The following is a 16,152-nucleotide window of genomic DNA, read 5'->3' as shown; positions in this document are numbered from 1 at the left end:
GATTTGAGCTTTGGGGAAACCATGATCCGAGTGATGCGTCTTGCGTGAGTTGGAATTGGGAAACAGCTTGTTTTTGGAGTTTTGTTTGACAATTAATAAACAAAACAATAAAATGTCTATAAATAAACAAACGATTAGGCGGTTATTTTATGGAAAATATAGAATCTTTGCTGCAGGCCGCTTCGCTGGAAGAGATTAAGCGGGGATATCGACAGCAGGGAGAAGTTTTTGTATGCGTCTGCTGCGGCTACCAAACCGAGTCGGGAATTGTTTACCCGGAAGACGGGGTGCTCTATGAATCGGAACGATATATGCGTGTGCACATCGAGAAAGTCCATGGGTCGGTATTTGAGTATTTGCTGGGGCTGGACAAAAGCGTCAACGGACTTTCCGACGTGCAGCGTGGCCTGCTTGGTCAGTTTTATGAGGGAAAAAAGGATGCCGAGGTGCAAGCGGCCCTCGGGATCGGCAGTGCATCGACCATACGCAATCACCGGTTTACGCTGAGGGAAAAGGAACGGCAGGCCAAAATTTTTTTGGCTCTTATGGAACTGCTTCGAAGCAAGGATACCCACAAGCCTGCTGAGCTGGCGCAGCCCGTTACACGCAAGATGAGCATGATTGACGCGTCCTTGTTCGACATTTCCGAAGAGGATCGGGAAAAGGTGCTTCTCAAATATTTTCCGGAAGGCACGGACGGTCCGCTGGCCAGCTTTCACATGCAGCAGAAACATAAATACATTGTGCTTTGCGAAATCGCGAGGCGTTTTGAATCCGGAAGGACGTATACCGAGAAACAGGTGAATGAACTGTTGGGACGGGTGTACCCCGATTACGCGGAGATCAGGAGATATCTGGTCGACTACGCGCTGTTGGATCGCAAGCAGGATGGCAGCGAGTATTGGCTGCGTGACTTGGGGGAGAGTTCACAAAATAACGTCAAAGCGGCGAAAGGTGCAGCGAAAGGAGAGAAAAAAGGAATGAATCGACGCAAAGAACTGCAGGAGCAGGCCAAAGAAGTCAAAATCGAAGCAGGTATATATTGTATCCGCAATGAACGTAACGGGAAGGTGTTCGTAGACAGCACGCCGAATCTGAAAACGATAAACGGACAGAAATTCATGCTCCAGATGGGCACACACCTCAATCGCCAGCTTCAGGCCGAATGGAAGGAGTACGGCGAGCAGGCATTTACGATCGAAGTACTCGAGGTGTTAAAAAAAGAAGATAACCCGTATTTCGATGCCAAGGATGCTCTTGCCAAATTGCTGAAACGTTGGATGGAACAGCTCGAGCCTTACGGCGACAAGGGATACCATAGTTGACTGGGGCATGCAAAAGGGTAAAACGTACAAAAGGTCTTAACCGGCAATCGCGGTTAGGACCTTTTTTATTTCGTGGCAATTCGGCTTACAGCTTGAACTGCTCAACCAGCTTTTGCAGCTTATGCGCCAGATGGGCCAGCGAATCGGCCGAAGAGGAGATTTCCTGCATGGAAGCGACCTGCTCCTCCGTTGCTGCCGAAATGTTTTCGGTGCCATCGGCATTTTGTTCAGAAATTCCATGAATGTGGTCGATCGAATTCACGACTTCAGCCGTGCTCGCAGACATTTGCTCGGAAGCGGCTGCGATGTTTTCGAGCTGTGTATTTACGCTGTTGATCGCTTGATGGATCTGAGAGAACGCTTCATCCGCAAAGCGGACGGATTGCATGCCACTGCTCACCTCGCGTTTGCCGTTCTGGGCTTCTTCGTTCGCTTGCACGATTTCCTTCTGAATGGCTGCGACAAGTTCGACGATATGTTGGCCGGATTGACTGGATTGCTCGGCCAATTTGCGGACTTCGCTGGCGACGACCGCGAATCCCCGGCCGTGTTCTCCTGCCCGCGCAGCTTCGATGGATGCGTTCAGGGCGAGCAAATTGGTCTGCGCCGCGATGCCGGTGATTGCAGACACCATCTCGCCAATGGCCGCCGAATGCCGGCCGAGCCGTTCCGAGGTTTGGGCCATGTTGTCCACCAACAGGCTTACCGCACCCATCTCGGCAACGGCACTCTGCATGGTTGCATTGCCCTGTTGGGCAAGTTCGCTGGCATGCATGACCGCTTCGGACACTTGCTGCGTGCTACCGGTGACCTGGCCTACGCCTTGCGCAAGCTCGTTCATTTGATGTGCCGTATGCTTGAGGCTGCTCGCCTGCTTCTCGATGCCGGCGGCGGATTGCTCCGTAATCAGGGCGACTTGTTCCGTGGCTCTCGTCGTTTCCGAGGAATTGACGGCCAGCTGGGCGGAAGAAGCTGTTAGTTCTTCGGCCGTATGCCGTACATCCTGAATGACTCCGCGGAGGGATTCGCTCATTTTGTTAAAGCTGGCGCTAAGCATACCGAGTTCATCGTTGCCTTGAACAGGCACCTCGATGGCCAAGTTGCCTTCGCTGATTTCGTTCGTGGCCTGGACCAGACGGTTCAACGGCCGGGTGACCGATCGCACGATCCAAAAAATGATGCCGACGCTTACAACGATCGCAATCGCAATAACAACCAGGGTGGTGTACAAAATCGGACGTACCGATGCCGTGACTTCACTGTCATCGATAACACCGACAACGGTCCAGCCTGTCGTAGCGTTTGTTTCAAAGAAGGCATGCTCCGCATTTCCGTTCAGGGAGTAGGAGATGTTTCCGTTCTTTTGCTCGTAAATATCTTTATACGGTGACATCGTGCCTTCGGTACCGGGTTTCTCGGTAGGATGCACGATGATCTTATTTTGATCGTCAATGATGTAGAAATAACCCTTTTCTCCAAGTTTCGTACCGTTCACGGTTTTGGCAAGGCCTTCTAACGATAGACTGACCGAAACAACGCCATGACCGTCATCCGTCGTTTGGGCTATTGCGGCAACGACATTATTCGTGATACTTGAGATGTATGGAGTGATTACTGTGGGGTTGTCCTTGTTGGCTATGGCGGCTTGATACCACGGGCGTTCCCGGGGGTCGTATCCAGCCTTGTTGACCGCGGTAACCGGAGAATTGACATAAACGCCCTTATCCGTGCCGATTGAGGCAAGTTCCGCATCGTTGTGGCTTTCTTTGTATGCATCCAGAAGCGTTCGGATCGTGTCCGTCTCATCGCCCTGCTTAGGGCCGACGTTGCCTGGGTCCAGCTGACTTGCCAGCAGATCGACGTTTTTCTGAGTTGCGCCGATAATCTGGTCAATAGTCTGGTTGAGTACCTTGACGCTGCTCATCGCACTATCGAACATCTTTTGTTCCACTTTGGCCTCCGCCGTTTGGAAGGAGATGATGCCCAGGCTGATTGTTGGGATCAACAGTACCAGCGTAAACGATAAAATCAGTTTTTCTCTCATTTTCAGTGCTCTGGCCGTCCTGTGCTTCGTTCCTTGTTTCATCCGATTTCCCCCTCGGTTGGCATGGCATTTCCGCATGCCCCTAAATGTGATCATCATCTCCATATGTAAGGCCAAGTCATTTCTACATCTGGAAAAACATGCATTTTCAGATGGTTCTGGTGCTATAGTATGACATATTTCGAGTTTATTCAACATAATTTTAAATGGCTTTGCATGAAAGTTGCTATGGATTAGTTCTTATGGATCATATCTGTTCTGTATATGGCATATCTGTCTCTTTCGAAACCGCCAACATGTGGTATATTTCTGGAATTAAGCAGCCTGCATCATAATTTGATTTGATGAAGACATCGGAAAGGAGTTGCATTACTTGAATAAAACGGTACCGGGAATGGACGCTAATGGAACGTACCGTGCTGAAACTTTGGACGAGGCCTCCTTCATGCAGGGCGTGAAGGATTGCGTTCCAACCCTTCTCGGATATTTGAGCATCGGCTTCGCCGCAGGAGTCATTGAAATGACGGCCGGGCTTAGCCTGGCGGAAACGGCGTTAATTAGCCTTATTCTGTATGCCGGTTCCGCGCAGTTCATCGCGGCGGGCATGCTGGCCTCCAACGGGTCGGCGGCAGCGATCATATTTACGATCTTTTTCGTCAATCTGCGCCACCTGCTGCTCAGCGCGGCAATCTCGCCGTATTTCCGCCACCTGACGCCGCTCAAAAACATGTGGATCGGCTCGCTGCTCACGGACGAGTCGTTCGGCGTGGCGATGACGCGGGCCATCGGACGCACGTCGCTGAGCCAGCGGTGGATGCATGGTCTGAACATTACAGCCTATCTGAATTGGTTTGCCGCCAATATGGCAGGAGCCTATTTCGGAAGATGGATTGCTAACCCCGAAAGATTAGGGCTTGATTTTGCGCTGCCTGCCATGTTTATCGGCCTGATCGTGCTTCAACTCGCCCAGCGGAAAAACAGAAGATTGCATATCAGCGTGGCGGTGATTGCCGTAGTCTGCGTCGTTGGGGCAAGCATGGCATCGCTGGGCAGCATGAGCATTATTGTGGCGGCGGTCATCGCTGCAACGATGGGGGTGCTAATGGAACGATGGAAATAAGATGGGACGTATTCTGGATCATTATGGGGGCGGCGCTGCTGACCTTCCTGCCGCGTGTGCTGCCGCTCATGCTCTTCAGCCGCATACCGATTCCGGGTTGGCTTCTACGCTGGTTGGAGTATGTGCCCGTAGCGGTCATGGCGGCACTCATCGGTCAGGAATTGTTTATGTCGGGTAACCAGCTTATCCCTATTACGCAAAATGCTGCGTTGTGGGCAGCGCTCCCTACGTTTGCCGTGGCCATCTGGACGCGCAGTCTGCTCGGAACGGTGCTTGTCGGCATTGTTGCCATGATGGTTTTGCGCTACTGGTTAGGGTAAATGCAGCATTGAGCGGGTTGCAGGCGCTTCGCAACCAATGAAAAGCGGCTCGGGGCAGCGTGCGAAAATGTGGCAGACGGACAGATGCCGATCATTCATCTAAGCCTGCGGGTAACTCCCTCTTTTCTTCGGTTAATAATGAAACATATGGCGTACCTGACCATTGGGTTTAACGTCTGACTTCACCAGGGAAGGGAGTAAGAGAGATGGAGTTACCAAGGCGAAAATTGTTGATCACCGGCGCAGCCGGCGTTATTGGACGCGCATTGCTGGATGGGTTGCAGGCATTGGACAGGTATGAAATCGTGGCGGCCGATCTGCGGCCGGATCATGATGCAGGCATCGTTGCGCTGGACGTGACGGATGCCTCGCGTTTGCGGGAATTGACCGAAGGTGTACACACGGTGCTGCACATTGCGTGGGCGAAGGACGAGGAGGACTTTTTGGGCAAGGTGCTGCCGATTAACGTGACCGGAGCCTACCATTTATATGAAGCAGCCCGGCTGAACGGGGTAAAACGCGTTATATTTGCCAGCTCCAATCATGCGACGGGCTTCTACAAAACAGGCGAGGCGATCGAGGCAGATGACCCGTACCGTCCGGACAGCTTCTATGGGCTCAGCAAATGTTACATTGAGCTGCTCGGCAGGTATTATGCCGACAAATACGGTCTGTCCTCCTTCAATATCCGTATAGGCAACTTTTCCGGAGACAATCACCCGCATTCCGAGCGAGCTTCGCATATTTGGATTTCGCCCAGAGACATGGTGCAGCTGGCTTCATGCTGCATCGAAGCGGACGAGTCCATGAGATTCTTCAATCTGTACGGAACCTCGGCCAATGCCGACAACTATTACGATATCAGCGATCTGGCGGACAGCATCGGATATCGCCCCGAGGATGACGCTGCGGTGCTATGGGAAGAGGCAAAACGCAGGGGAGAACCGGATAAGCAGGACGAGACGCCGTATCAGGGCGGAGGTTACGTGGCCAAGGAGCAACCGAAACGGTAATGGTACCTCTGGTCAAAAGAGGGCAGTAGAAATTCGTTTGAACGACGAAGCTTTCAAGAAAACCATGGTAACGGCCTCGGCAAATGAATGTGAAAACGCTATTTTCTATTGGACGGGAAAGGTCTACAATGGAAACAGGGCGTTATCGAAGTTCATTTTACATAGCGAGGAAGGAAAGAACATATCATGGTGAAAAGTCCGTCCGTTATTTTGTTTCAGGGAGATTCGATTACCGATGGAGGCCGCTCGCGCAATGACGATCCGAACCATTTTCTGGGCCACGGTTATGCGTACCTCATCTCCAGCAAGCTGGGCATGGAATTGGCAGGCAAGCAGCCGATTTTCTATAACAGGGGCATTAGCGGGGATCGCGCTTCCGATCTGTACGCACGTTGGAACGAGGATACGATCAGCCTGAAGCCGGAGCTCCTCAGCATTTTGATCGGCGTGAACGATCTTTGGCGCACGATGAAAGGGGAAGCGAGCGGCATTACGGACCGTTTCGAACGCGCTTATCGCCATCTGCTCGAAGAGACGCGTGAAGTGCTGCCGGATACCGGTCTGGTCTTGATGGAGCCGTTCATCCTGAACACGGGCGCGCCAGCGGAACAATGGGACGTCTGGGAGAGGAAAATGGCCGCTTACCAGCGAATCGTTGCCGGGCTGGCGGAGGAATTCGGGGCCGTGTTCGTGCCGCTGCAGCAGGTGTTCGACGATGCACTGAAGCAGGCCGACGCCGCATACTGGCTCTGGGATGGCGTTCATCCGACGGCAGCAGGACACGAGCTGATGGCACGGCAGTGGCTGAAGATCGTGCAGGAAAGTCCGCTGAAAATCCAATAGCAAGGCAGGCGAGCAGAGAGGCATATGACATGCCCTCTGCTTTTTAATTGTTTTCAACTATTAAAACCATTTTTAGAAATAAAATGTTTAAATAACAATAGGAGGGGTAAATAAAAATCGTAGCACATTATATTCAATACCCGATAAGGAGTGAATTCAAATGGCACAAAACAATCAAAACGGAAAAATGAGCCGTGAAGAAGCAGGACGTAAGGGTGGAGAAGCAACCTCAAGAAACCATGACCGCGAGTTTTATCAAGAAATCGGCAGCAAAGGCGGAGAGGCAACGTCCAATTCGCATGATCGCGAGTTTTACCAAGAGATCGGCAGTAAAGGCGGAGAAGCGACTTCCAACAACCATGGCAGAGAGTTTTACCAGGAGATCGGCCGTGAAGGCGGTCGTGCGAACGGGAACAACCAGGACAATGACGATGGCAAAATGAGTCGCGAGGAAGCCGGGCGCAAAGGCGGACAGGCCCGAGCCCGTAATCGAAACGATTAAAGACCTGGTCAGGACATGAACCGCCCTGACTAAAAAAATAAACAAGGCCGGACTTCAACCCGAACGAACGGGGTGAAATCCGGCCTTGTTCATTTGGCGGTATTTCAAACGGCATCCATGAAAGCGACGGAAGCCATACTCAGGCAATATGCTGCTCCACAGCTTGGCGATGGCTGAACAAGGACTCGTCAACGATGGTGCGCAGAAATATCGGATCGATATCCGGGAGCAGTGCTTCGGCATATCTCCACGCGTTTTCTTCGATGTGCAGCATCACTCTGAACCGATCCGCAGGAGCAGACGACGTGTCGAGAAGTCCTGACAGATACTCCAGCTCGTTGTCCTCGGCATGCCCCAGTTCATGAGCCAGGATGACGCGTATATAGGATCTCAAAGGTTCGAGCGAACCGAAAAGCAGCTTGCATTGCTCTATGATTTCTTCTTCGTAAAGAAAAACCGTATGGCTGGCAGCATGGTATTTGCCGCCGACTAGACGTCCATCCGGAAAACATGGTTCGATGCGGACACGAACCCGGCTTCCGGAACGCTGTACAAGATCGTCTGCCGCTTGGCGGAAAAATTCATGATACAGTGTTGTTCACCTATCCTTATAAAATGAATAAAAAGGCACGATCTGATGCTGATCGACAATGACATGTACGAGGTAGCGGGTCAAAAGGTTGCACCTTTTTTCCTATTCCAGCCATAAAATTTCCAGTGTCATTGTCTCCCTGTGTCGTTGGGGAAACATCGGACGAATTCGATCCGTCTGTGTAGGAGTTGCAGGAAATATGATTATTTTACGCAGTTTTATCAATAAATATCTGGTTTCGGAAATCCCCTTCATTTTTGCGACGTGATGGGCTAGAATGAAATCGGTTACATAAAACGGGGAGGGATGGCGATGACTGTTCATCCAGGCTTCGCTTGGCCGACGGATCAGATGAAACAAGCGCTTCGCACCGCAAGACCGGCTGCGTTGAAGAGTGTGCAGAGTTGGAGGGAACGGGTGGCTGATACGCTCCATAGCGCGGCTTTTTCTGATTTTCGCGCAGACCTGCTGGCGTATGAACAAAAGGCTCGCGAAGAGGCGATGCCTGAGCTAAGCTTTTCCCTTTATCGCGAATTCAGGGATACGGGTGAGCGCAAGGCATACGAGCAAGCGTATTTCGAACGGCGGGGGAGAGTTGTCGCGACCGGTCTGCTGGCTGCATTTTCACCGGAGCCGGAAAGGCTGGCTTTGCTGGAAGATCTGATCTGGAACGTGTGCCAGGAGCTGACCTGGTGTTTGCCGGCCCATATCGGTGCCGGTGAGGAGGCGCGGTCGGGGATACAGATCGACCTGTTCGCCGCTGAAACGGCCCAAATGCTGGCGGAAATGGTCGTCATGCTGGGCGATGAGCTGGATGAACGCGTCGGCAGGCTTGTACGCGGGGAGATTGATCGGCGCATATTCGCTCCGTTGTATCGGGACAATGCCCCATTCGGTTGGGAGAGAGCGGACCATAACTGGTCGGCGGTATGCAGCGGGGGATGCGGTATTGCGGCATTGCTGCTTGTGGAAGACGAGGAGCTGCTTGCAGCGGCAGTCCGGAGAACGCTTGGTTCCATGGTGGCTTTTCTGAGCGGCTACGGCATGGATGGCGGATGTGCGGAAGGCATCGGCTATTGGGTGTACGGTTTCGGATTTTATACGTATTATGCCGACATGCTTCATTTGTTCAGCGGGGGAGAACTTGATCTGCTGTCCGGTCCGAAAATTGAAGCCATTGCCGCTTATCCTCGCCATATTCATTTATCGGAGGGTATCTTCGTCAACTATTCGGATAGCCGGGAACGGGAGGTGCTCCCGTCAGGCTTGTTGTCCTATTGGGCTTCCCATACCGGCAAGCCGGCAAGTCTCCCTTTTGAGCTGCCGCTGCTGACGGGCGATCCTTGCCGCCGCTGGGCACATGCCATGCGCAACGTGCTGTGGAGCGATCCGGTTTGGTTTGCGGCAGAAGGCCAACCTGCGAACCAGGCGACAACGGTCCATTTGGAAAACTTGTCATGGACGATTTCCCGAGGGACGGTGCAGGCAGAGAACGGCGCAAGTTGGACAGCTGCTTTTTCGGTCAAGGGCGGGCACAATGATGAGCCTCATAACCATAATGATCTGGGGCACTTTCTTCTGCATGCAGGCGGAGAAACGATTCTCTGCGATCCGGGTTCGGGAGAGTACACCAAAGCTTATTTTTCGCCGGGACGCGAATCGATCATGCAGATCGGCTCGCAGGGGCACAGCGTTCCGGTCATCGAAGGCACCTATCAGGTGTCGGGACGGAATGCAGCCGCGCATACTCTGGCGGCGGATGTAACTTCGCCGGGAAGGGCGGAGATCGCCTTCGACCTAACGTCGGCCTATGGGGAAGCGAATAACCTTGCAGCCTGCTTCCGTCATTTGAAGTGGAACGGTCCAAGAGGAAGCGAGGATGCGGAATTGGTTGTGGAAGATCGATTCGTATGGAAGAACGCAATCGATGAGAACACTGGCGGGAAACGTCAGGCGCTTCCTTTCGTGGTTGAACACCTGATTAGCCGATTCGAGCCGGTATCGGAGCGTGGACGGATTCGATGGGCGGGCCGACGCGCTGCCGTGACCTTGCATTACGACGCTGCTTGTTGGGATGCAAAGGTTGAGGTATTGGATGCCGTGGATCATGATCACCGCCCGTTGAGATTGTATCGAACGGCATTGTCTTTGAGCCGGGCGGGGTCGATGCCGGAATCCGGGCAAGGAGCTGGCCCCGGCTCGCCGGTCACCGAATGCAAGATGAGATTTGTCGTATCCCCGCGAGGTGAAGGCGGCAAAGGATAGCGATGGGGTTGTGCGAGTTGTGACAGCAAAAGGGAAAATCCGATCTTAAGGAGGTCTGTCTCTTGTTAACGTATACAGCCGGGACTTCTTATCCTTGGAAGCGGGAGCTGGAGGAGTTTCGGGCATTGTCGGCGCAGGCGGATGGGATTGAACCGACCGGATGGAATCGCAAGCGGAAATTGGCGCTCATTGAACAAATTGTGCGTGCGTACAGGGTTTATCAACAGGAAAATGGGGCGATCGAAGACCCATACTCAGGCAGGGAGCGGTATTACTCAACCCCAGCTTATGCGATGGCGGCGGCCGTGTTGGTTAAGGAAGGCCATGCGGATCTGCTGCCCTCAGCGTCGGCCGCCCTCACGCGAAGCATATCGGCCGTCGTGCAAGGGGAAGCTCCGGATTCCCATCCGGATTTTTTTCCAGTCTTGATGATGCGCGCTTATATGCTGCTCAAACCCTTCTTGCCTGAGCAAGCGGAGGTTTGGGCCGGGATGTTAAGACAGATTGAGCCGGAACGGGACTATGTATTTACGATGAGCAAAATGAACAATCCGAACCGTATGATCAATTGGAATGCCATCATGATTTCGGGCGAGGTTCTGCGTTGGAAGGAAGGACTGGCCGGGGAAGGGACCGAATGGATGGACCGTTATTTAAGCGCGTATCATCTGACGCGGTTCACGCCGCTCGGCCTTTATCAGGACGGCCCGCTCGATCGTCCGAATTGCCCGCTCGCCTATGACATCGCTACGCGTTACCATCTGGGCATCATGATTGATGCCGGATATGAGGGGGAGTGCGCCCCTGTACTTGCCGAATGTCTGCGGCACGGTGCCTTTTCCTCGCTGCTTACGCTCTCGCCGCTCGGAGAGATTCCCCCGCGGGGACGCAGTTCCCAGCATCAGTGGAACGAAGCGGCTGCCGCGTCCGTGTTTGCGAGCCAGGCTTCGGCTGCATTGAAGGCCAGGGATCGCGGAATGGCCGGCATTTTTGCCCGCGCCGCCAACTTGTGCTTCGATGCCGTGGCCCGCTGGAGCATGGAAGACGGACGCTTGCATATCGTTCGAAATTTCTACCCTCCGGAGAAACGACACGGATATGAGGTATATACGAATCATACCTGCTATAACTTGTGGACGGTGGCGGCATTAGCCAATGCATACCTATGTGATCCGGGGGACGGGCTGAAGGAGCGGCCGATCCCTTCCGAGGTTGGCGCACGCGTGCTTCAGATGGACGGCTGGTTCGAGACGATTTCCGCTTCAGTGCCGGGTCAGCAGATCATCCTGCATACCGCGCTAAATGATCCCTACACGGTGCCGGGCCTGGTTCGCATTCATCAACAGGGGTTGCCTGGAGGCATCGGTCCCGCAGCGGCTGGACATGCGAATGCGGGATTCACCGAGTTCGGCGAAGGGGAGACGCTGCCGTTAAGTTACTGCCCGGCTTGGCAGACGCCTGACGGACAGTGGCATACGCTGGCAGAGGGAATTTCGTCCGGCGCGGAATACGACAGGGATGCAGGCATCGATCCGGCACTCGGTGGAGGCTCGGTCAAGCTGGAGGTGGAATCGGAAGCATTCCATGGCGAGCGGGCTCGGGAACATTTTTGCCGTAATTCATTCACGCTGAAGTGGCATGGCCCGCTGCAAGGATTGCAAGAACTGCGTATGCATGTTTTGCAGCAGCAGGGACTGCTGCAGATCACCTACGAGTTCGAGGGGCAGATTCAGGCGGCGGGTGCTGTCATTCCGCTCATGTTCGGCGACGGTGAGCAGCAGGCAGAGATCACTTGTTCCGACAATCGTGTGCGCACGGAATTCCGCGGGGCCTATGCAGAATCGAAATTGGTGGACAGCATCGGGCGAGTGCATGTTCAGGACGGCACGGTGGCCTCGCGGAATGGCCTTCTGCGATTCGCCAGAATGGAAGTGCCGGAGAGCCGCACGTTGACGTTTACGGTGGAACTGGGCGCGTCGACAGGGAAGGCATGATGGGGTGCTTCTCTTTACAGGGGGATGCAGGTGCTTAATGAGCGGCTTGGTGATGTTGTCAAGTGGTGGCACGTAAAGAAAAGATAAAGGGGGAGTATTACAATGGCAGCTATGGCAGAAGAAACGAATTGGGCAGAAGAGGCATGGCAGCAGGGAGTGCTTAAAACCGTCAGAAACGCGCAGCGGATCAAGGATACGTTCCCGCATACCTCGATTCAGGGGGAATATGACCAGAACGCGCCGGAGTGGTGGACGGCAGGGTTCTGGCCGGGACTGTTGTGGCTTGTGCAGAGGGAAGCGGGGACGGCTCAGGAAGCCGATTCATTGTCCCGGATCGCGTTGAGTTGCGAGAAACAGCTGGAGGCCTGTTTGCGTGATCCGGATCTGGTGGATCACGACCTTGGCTTCGTCTGGCTGCTTAGCGGCGTTGCCCATTACCGCCAAACCGGAAACGCGGACGGACGGAGGCGCGGGCTGCTTGCGGCCAACCTGCTCGCCGCCCGCTTCCATGTGCGGGGGCGGTTCATCCGTGCCTGGAATTTCGATTCGGCGGCCATGGATACGCGCGGCGTGGCGATCATCGACAGCATGATGAACCTGCCGCTGCTCTACTGGGCATCCGAGGAGAGCGGCGACCCGCGCTTCCGCTGGCTGGCCGAAGCGCATGCCGATACCGTCGCGCGCGAATTCGTCCGCGGCGACGGGTCCATCTGCCACGTGGTGGAATTCGATCCGACCACGGGGCAGAAGGTACGGGAGCATGGCGGGCAGGGCCATGCTCCGGGTTCCGCCTGGGCGCGCGGCAACGCCTGGGCGCTGTATGGGTTTGCGCTGTCTTTCCGGTACACGGGCGAAGCCCGCTATCTGGAGACAGCGGAGCGCGCGGCCGATGTCTTCCTCGCCATGCTCGGGGAAGACATCGTGCCGCCATGGGATTTTCGCGCACCTGCCGAGCATCAGGTGGCGTGGGACTCGTCCGCTGCAGCCATCGCTGCCAGCGGACTGTTGGAGCTGGCGAAGCTGTCGCCGCGAGGCGAGGCGTATGCCGCAGCCGGAGAGCGCCTTGCGCGCGGCTTATACGAGCGCTACAGCTCCGGGGCCTCGTCCGCGGAGGAGGGGCTGATCCTGCAGGGAACCGTGCATTACCCTGAACGGCGCGGCCTGAACGTGCCGATTATTTATGGCGACTACTTCTATATGGAAACGCTGGCGAAGCTGCGCGGGCGGGAAGGATGGTTCTGAATCCCAGGGCTTCAGCTTCATGGTTGTTCAGCCGAAGGGGCGAATATATGCAACCGTCAGGAGCGAGCGAGGCATCCCATGTCGCATGGCCTGTTTTTAATATGTTCTGTAGGGGGAGCTGTCTTTCGGGACGGCTCTTTCGCTTGGGCCAAACTTGCGGTATTTCCGGATCAGATATGCGCGGATCACAGGCGTGCTGGGCATACATGCGGTTCCCTTAAGAAGACGGTGCTTTTCGTGTTGTTTTCCTAAAAATCCACCGAAAGTCTAAACATCTGGAAAGTTCATGCCGACATTAAAGATATGGAAAAAAATGATCGCATTCAGGGGGGAAATGATGTTTAAGCCAAGATGGACCAAGTACATGGTGTTGATGCTGGTAATGATTTTGAGTATTTCCAACGTAGGCATGGTCGCTGCGGCAGACAAAGAGTTGTCCAAAATCGTCTTATCCAAGAATGAGCTGTCTCTTGAAGTGGGTGACTCCGGTTCAGTGACGGTGACGGGTGTATATAGCGATAATTCGTCGGCAAGCGTAACGCTCGGCTCCGATTGGAGCAGTAATTCGGATGCTATTGCTTCCGTGTATAGCGGGACGATTACAGCCAAAAAAGAAGGAGAAGCTACAATTACGGCTACGTATCAAGGTAAAAGCCAAACGTTGACCGTGCATGTCACGAAAAAGGTCAAAGCACTGTCCAAGAACGTGCAGACCCTTGATTTGCGGACCGGCGACACCAAAGAGATCGCCCTGACGGCAACGTACAGCGACAACTCGACAGATACCGAAGCTTCCAAAATTGCGGAATGGTCTTCCGACAACGAGAAGGTTGCTACGGTCGTCAACGGCAAAGTTACCGGACAAAGCGCCGGTACGGCAGTAATTACGGGTAAAGTCGGTAAACAAAGCGTCACCGTGGATGTCAACGTCGAGGTTGTTAAACGTGTCGATGTGGACAAAAAGAAAATCAGCTTGCTGTTGGACAAAAGTGAAGATGTCAAACTGACAGCGACCTATCCGGACGGTTCCACCAAAGACGTTACGACGCTGGCCGAGTGGACCTCCAGCAATGAGAAAGTGGCTGACGCCATTCAAGGCAAAATCACCGGTTATGCTGCCGGTTCTGCGAAAATTACGGCAAGCTATGGTACCAAATCGGTAACGATCGATGTAGACGTAGACCTGACAAGCAAGATCAGCGTGGAGAAACAAAGCATTTTCTTCCGCCTGGCCGATACCAATAAAACGGCAAGCATGACTCTGACCGCTTCGTATCCAAACAGTGCGGATGTAGACGTGACCACTCAAGCCGAGTGGACTTCCAGCAACGAGAAAGTAGCCACCGTGTACCAAGGCAAAATTACGGCGGTGGGTGCAGGATCGACTACAATTAAAGCAAAATACGGGGATAAATCGGTGGAAATCGCCGTAGACGTGGATACGGCACGATATCTCGACATTAAAGGCGTAGAAGAAAAATTGACGATGAGTCTCGGGGATTCCACCAAAACCAAGACGCTTGAAGCCAAAGCGGAATATATCGATGGCAGCACAGAGGACGTGACTAAAAAAGCAACCTGGACATCCAGCGATGCGGACGTAGTTTACGTTTCCGAAGGCGACTTGATCGCTTACAAATCCGGTACGGCAACAATTACCGTGGCATACGGCGGCAAAACATCCAAATTCACCGTGAATGTGGACGTTCCGGACAAGTATCAAATGGAACAGAAAAAGGCTTCCGTTTCCGTTGGCGGCAAATTTAACGCCAAAGTACTTGCCATCTACGGCGAAACGTCCAAGGATGTGTCCGAGGAGGCGGAGTGGAGCAGCAGCAGCGAGAAAATCGCTGAGGTCGACAGCAAAGGTGTCGTTACCGGTGTTGCAGTAGGTAAAGCAACCATCACCGCCAAAATCGGCGGAAAATCCCTTACGCTGCCGGTTGAAGTTGGCATGGCCAGCGGACTTGAAGCAGATTTGAACTATGTGGTGATGTCCGCCAAAGAAACCCAGCAAATCGTGTTGACGGCAACGGACGAGAATGGATTGACGCAGGTGGTAACGACGGAAGCCACTTGGAAATCGAGCAACTCCCGCGTTGTTGACGTCAAGAAAGGCGTTATTACGGCTAACGCGAGCGGTAAAGCGAACATCACGGCTGAATACGGCTCACAAAAAGTGACGATTCAAGTAGAAGTGGACGTGATTACCCGCCTCGTGGCTTCCGTTCCGGCATTGTCCATGAAATCCGGAGATTCGGGAGAGATCACCGTGACCGCAATCCTGGGCGATGGCACCGAGCGGGATGTAACCGACAAAGCCGACTGGAAGACAAATAGTTACAAGGTTGCTCAAGTAAGCAAAGGCAAAGTAAAGGCCGTCGGTTACGGCAAAGCGAAAGTAACCGCCAAATACGGCAGCAAATCGGTGAGCGTCGCCGTTGACGTAGATACGCTCAAGTATTTGCAAACCGATAAAGTAACGCTTACGATGAAACCGGGCGACAAAGTGACGGTAGTAGCTACCGCAACTTATGCGGACGGATCGGAAGCCGACGTATCCAAGCCGGCCCTATGGACGTCTTCCAAGATTGCCGCCGCAACCGTGAAGGATGGCGTCATTCAAGCAAACGGCAAAGGGAAAGCGACGATTACCGTGAGCTTTGCCGGCAAAAAAACCAAAGTGACGGTTATTGTAGAAGCGAAGTAATGTGAGCATTACCCGCATTCACATGCACCGACTAGAAAAGATAAAGAAAAAGGGTACTCGCATTAGGCGGGTACCCCTTTTTGCATTGGGCGTGCCCAGCTAAGCACGCATCTTCTAGCCGGTGAAAGTCCGGTCGCAGGAGGGGCCAAGCCCCTGCGTAGCTAGGATACTTGCGTATAGCG

General features: G+C 53.7%; 12 protein-coding genes. 10 read left to right on the top strand and 2 right to left on the bottom strand.

What is annotated here, in order from left to right; genetic code table 11:
- Positions 1 to 149 precede the first annotated feature (149 nt).
- Complete coding sequence (locus L6H98_RS30380) at positions 150 to 1,325, top strand: DUF2087 domain-containing protein (RefSeq protein WP_236421443.1); 1,176 nt, start codon at positions 150 to 152, stop codon at positions 1,323 to 1,325.
- A gap of 85 nt (positions 1,326 to 1,410) precedes the next feature.
- Here L6H98_RS30380 and L6H98_RS30375 read toward each other — a convergent pair whose 3' ends face one another.
- Positions 1,411 to 3,411, bottom strand: a complete 2,001-nt coding sequence (locus L6H98_RS30375) for a methyl-accepting chemotaxis protein (protein ID WP_236421442.1) — start codon at positions 3,409 to 3,411, stop codon at positions 1,411 to 1,413.
- 352 nt (positions 3,412 to 3,763) lie between these two features.
- On the opposite strand from L6H98_RS30375, the gene L6H98_RS30370 reads away from it, so the two are divergent.
- The 5 genes from L6H98_RS30370 (at position 3,764) to L6H98_RS30350 (ending at position 7,167) form a co-directional block, all read left to right on the top strand.
- Positions 3,764 to 4,489, top strand: a complete 726-nt coding sequence (locus L6H98_RS30370; RefSeq protein WP_236421470.1) for an AzlC family ABC transporter permease — start codon at positions 3,764 to 3,766, stop codon at positions 4,487 to 4,489.
- Positions 4,480 to 4,809, top strand: a complete 330-nt coding sequence (locus tag L6H98_RS30365; protein ID WP_236421441.1) for an AzlD domain-containing protein — start codon at positions 4,480 to 4,482, stop codon at positions 4,807 to 4,809. The genes L6H98_RS30370 and L6H98_RS30365 overlap by 10 nt, the downstream gene beginning before the upstream one ends.
- A gap of 206 nt (positions 4,810 to 5,015) precedes the next feature.
- A complete protein-coding gene (locus L6H98_RS30360; protein ID WP_236421440.1) occupies positions 5,016 to 5,822 on the top strand; it encodes an NAD(P)-dependent oxidoreductase in 807 nt (268 codons plus the stop codon).
- A gap of 186 nt (positions 5,823 to 6,008) precedes the next feature.
- Complete coding sequence (locus tag L6H98_RS30355; RefSeq protein ID WP_236421439.1) at positions 6,009 to 6,665, top strand: SGNH/GDSL hydrolase family protein; 657 nt, start codon at positions 6,009 to 6,011, stop codon at positions 6,663 to 6,665.
- 160 nt (positions 6,666 to 6,825) lie between these two features.
- Positions 6,826 to 7,167: a general stress protein gene (locus L6H98_RS30350; protein WP_236421438.1), complete on the top strand. Its 342-nt coding sequence runs from the start codon at positions 6,826 to 6,828 to the stop codon at positions 7,165 to 7,167.
- Positions 7,168 to 7,306: 139 nt separating this feature from the next.
- Here L6H98_RS30350 and L6H98_RS30345 read toward each other — a convergent pair whose 3' ends face one another.
- Positions 7,307 to 7,561, bottom strand: coding sequence for a hypothetical protein (locus L6H98_RS30345; RefSeq protein WP_236421437.1), 255 nt, complete (start codon positions 7,559 to 7,561; stop codon positions 7,307 to 7,309).
- 510 nt (positions 7,562 to 8,071) lie between these two features.
- Between L6H98_RS30345 and L6H98_RS30340 the strand changes: the two genes are divergently transcribed.
- From L6H98_RS30340 to L6H98_RS30325, 4 genes are all read left to right on the top strand, one after another.
- Positions 8,072 to 10,024 (top strand): heparinase II/III family protein, encoded by a 1,953-nt coding sequence (locus L6H98_RS30340; protein ID WP_236421436.1) that lies wholly within the window; start codon positions 8,072 to 8,074, stop codon positions 10,022 to 10,024.
- A gap of 62 nt (positions 10,025 to 10,086) precedes the next feature.
- The gene (locus L6H98_RS30335) at positions 10,087 to 12,018 is read left to right on the top strand and encodes a glycosyl hydrolase (protein ID WP_236421435.1); all 1,932 of its coding nucleotides are present in this window, start codon (positions 10,087 to 10,089) and stop codon (positions 12,016 to 12,018) included.
- A 111-nt stretch (positions 12,019 to 12,129) separates the two neighbouring features.
- Positions 12,130 to 13,260: a glycoside hydrolase family 88 protein gene (locus L6H98_RS30330; RefSeq protein ID WP_236421469.1), complete on the top strand. Its 1,131-nt coding sequence runs from the start codon at positions 12,130 to 12,132 to the stop codon at positions 13,258 to 13,260.
- Positions 13,261 to 13,597: 337 nt separating this feature from the next.
- Positions 13,598 to 15,970: an Ig-like domain-containing protein gene (locus L6H98_RS30325; protein WP_236421434.1), complete on the top strand. Its 2,373-nt coding sequence runs from the start codon at positions 13,598 to 13,600 to the stop codon at positions 15,968 to 15,970.
- The last annotated feature ends 182 nt before the right edge of the window (positions 15,971 to 16,152 follow it).

Source organism: Paenibacillus sp. JJ-223, assembly GCF_927798175.1.
GTDB classification, from domain to species: Bacteria; Bacillota; Bacilli; order Paenibacillales; family Paenibacillaceae; genus Paenibacillus; species Paenibacillus hubeiensis.
The sequence above is the reverse complement of the archived record's forward strand: the minus strand, read 5'-3'. Positions and strand labels throughout refer to the sequence as shown.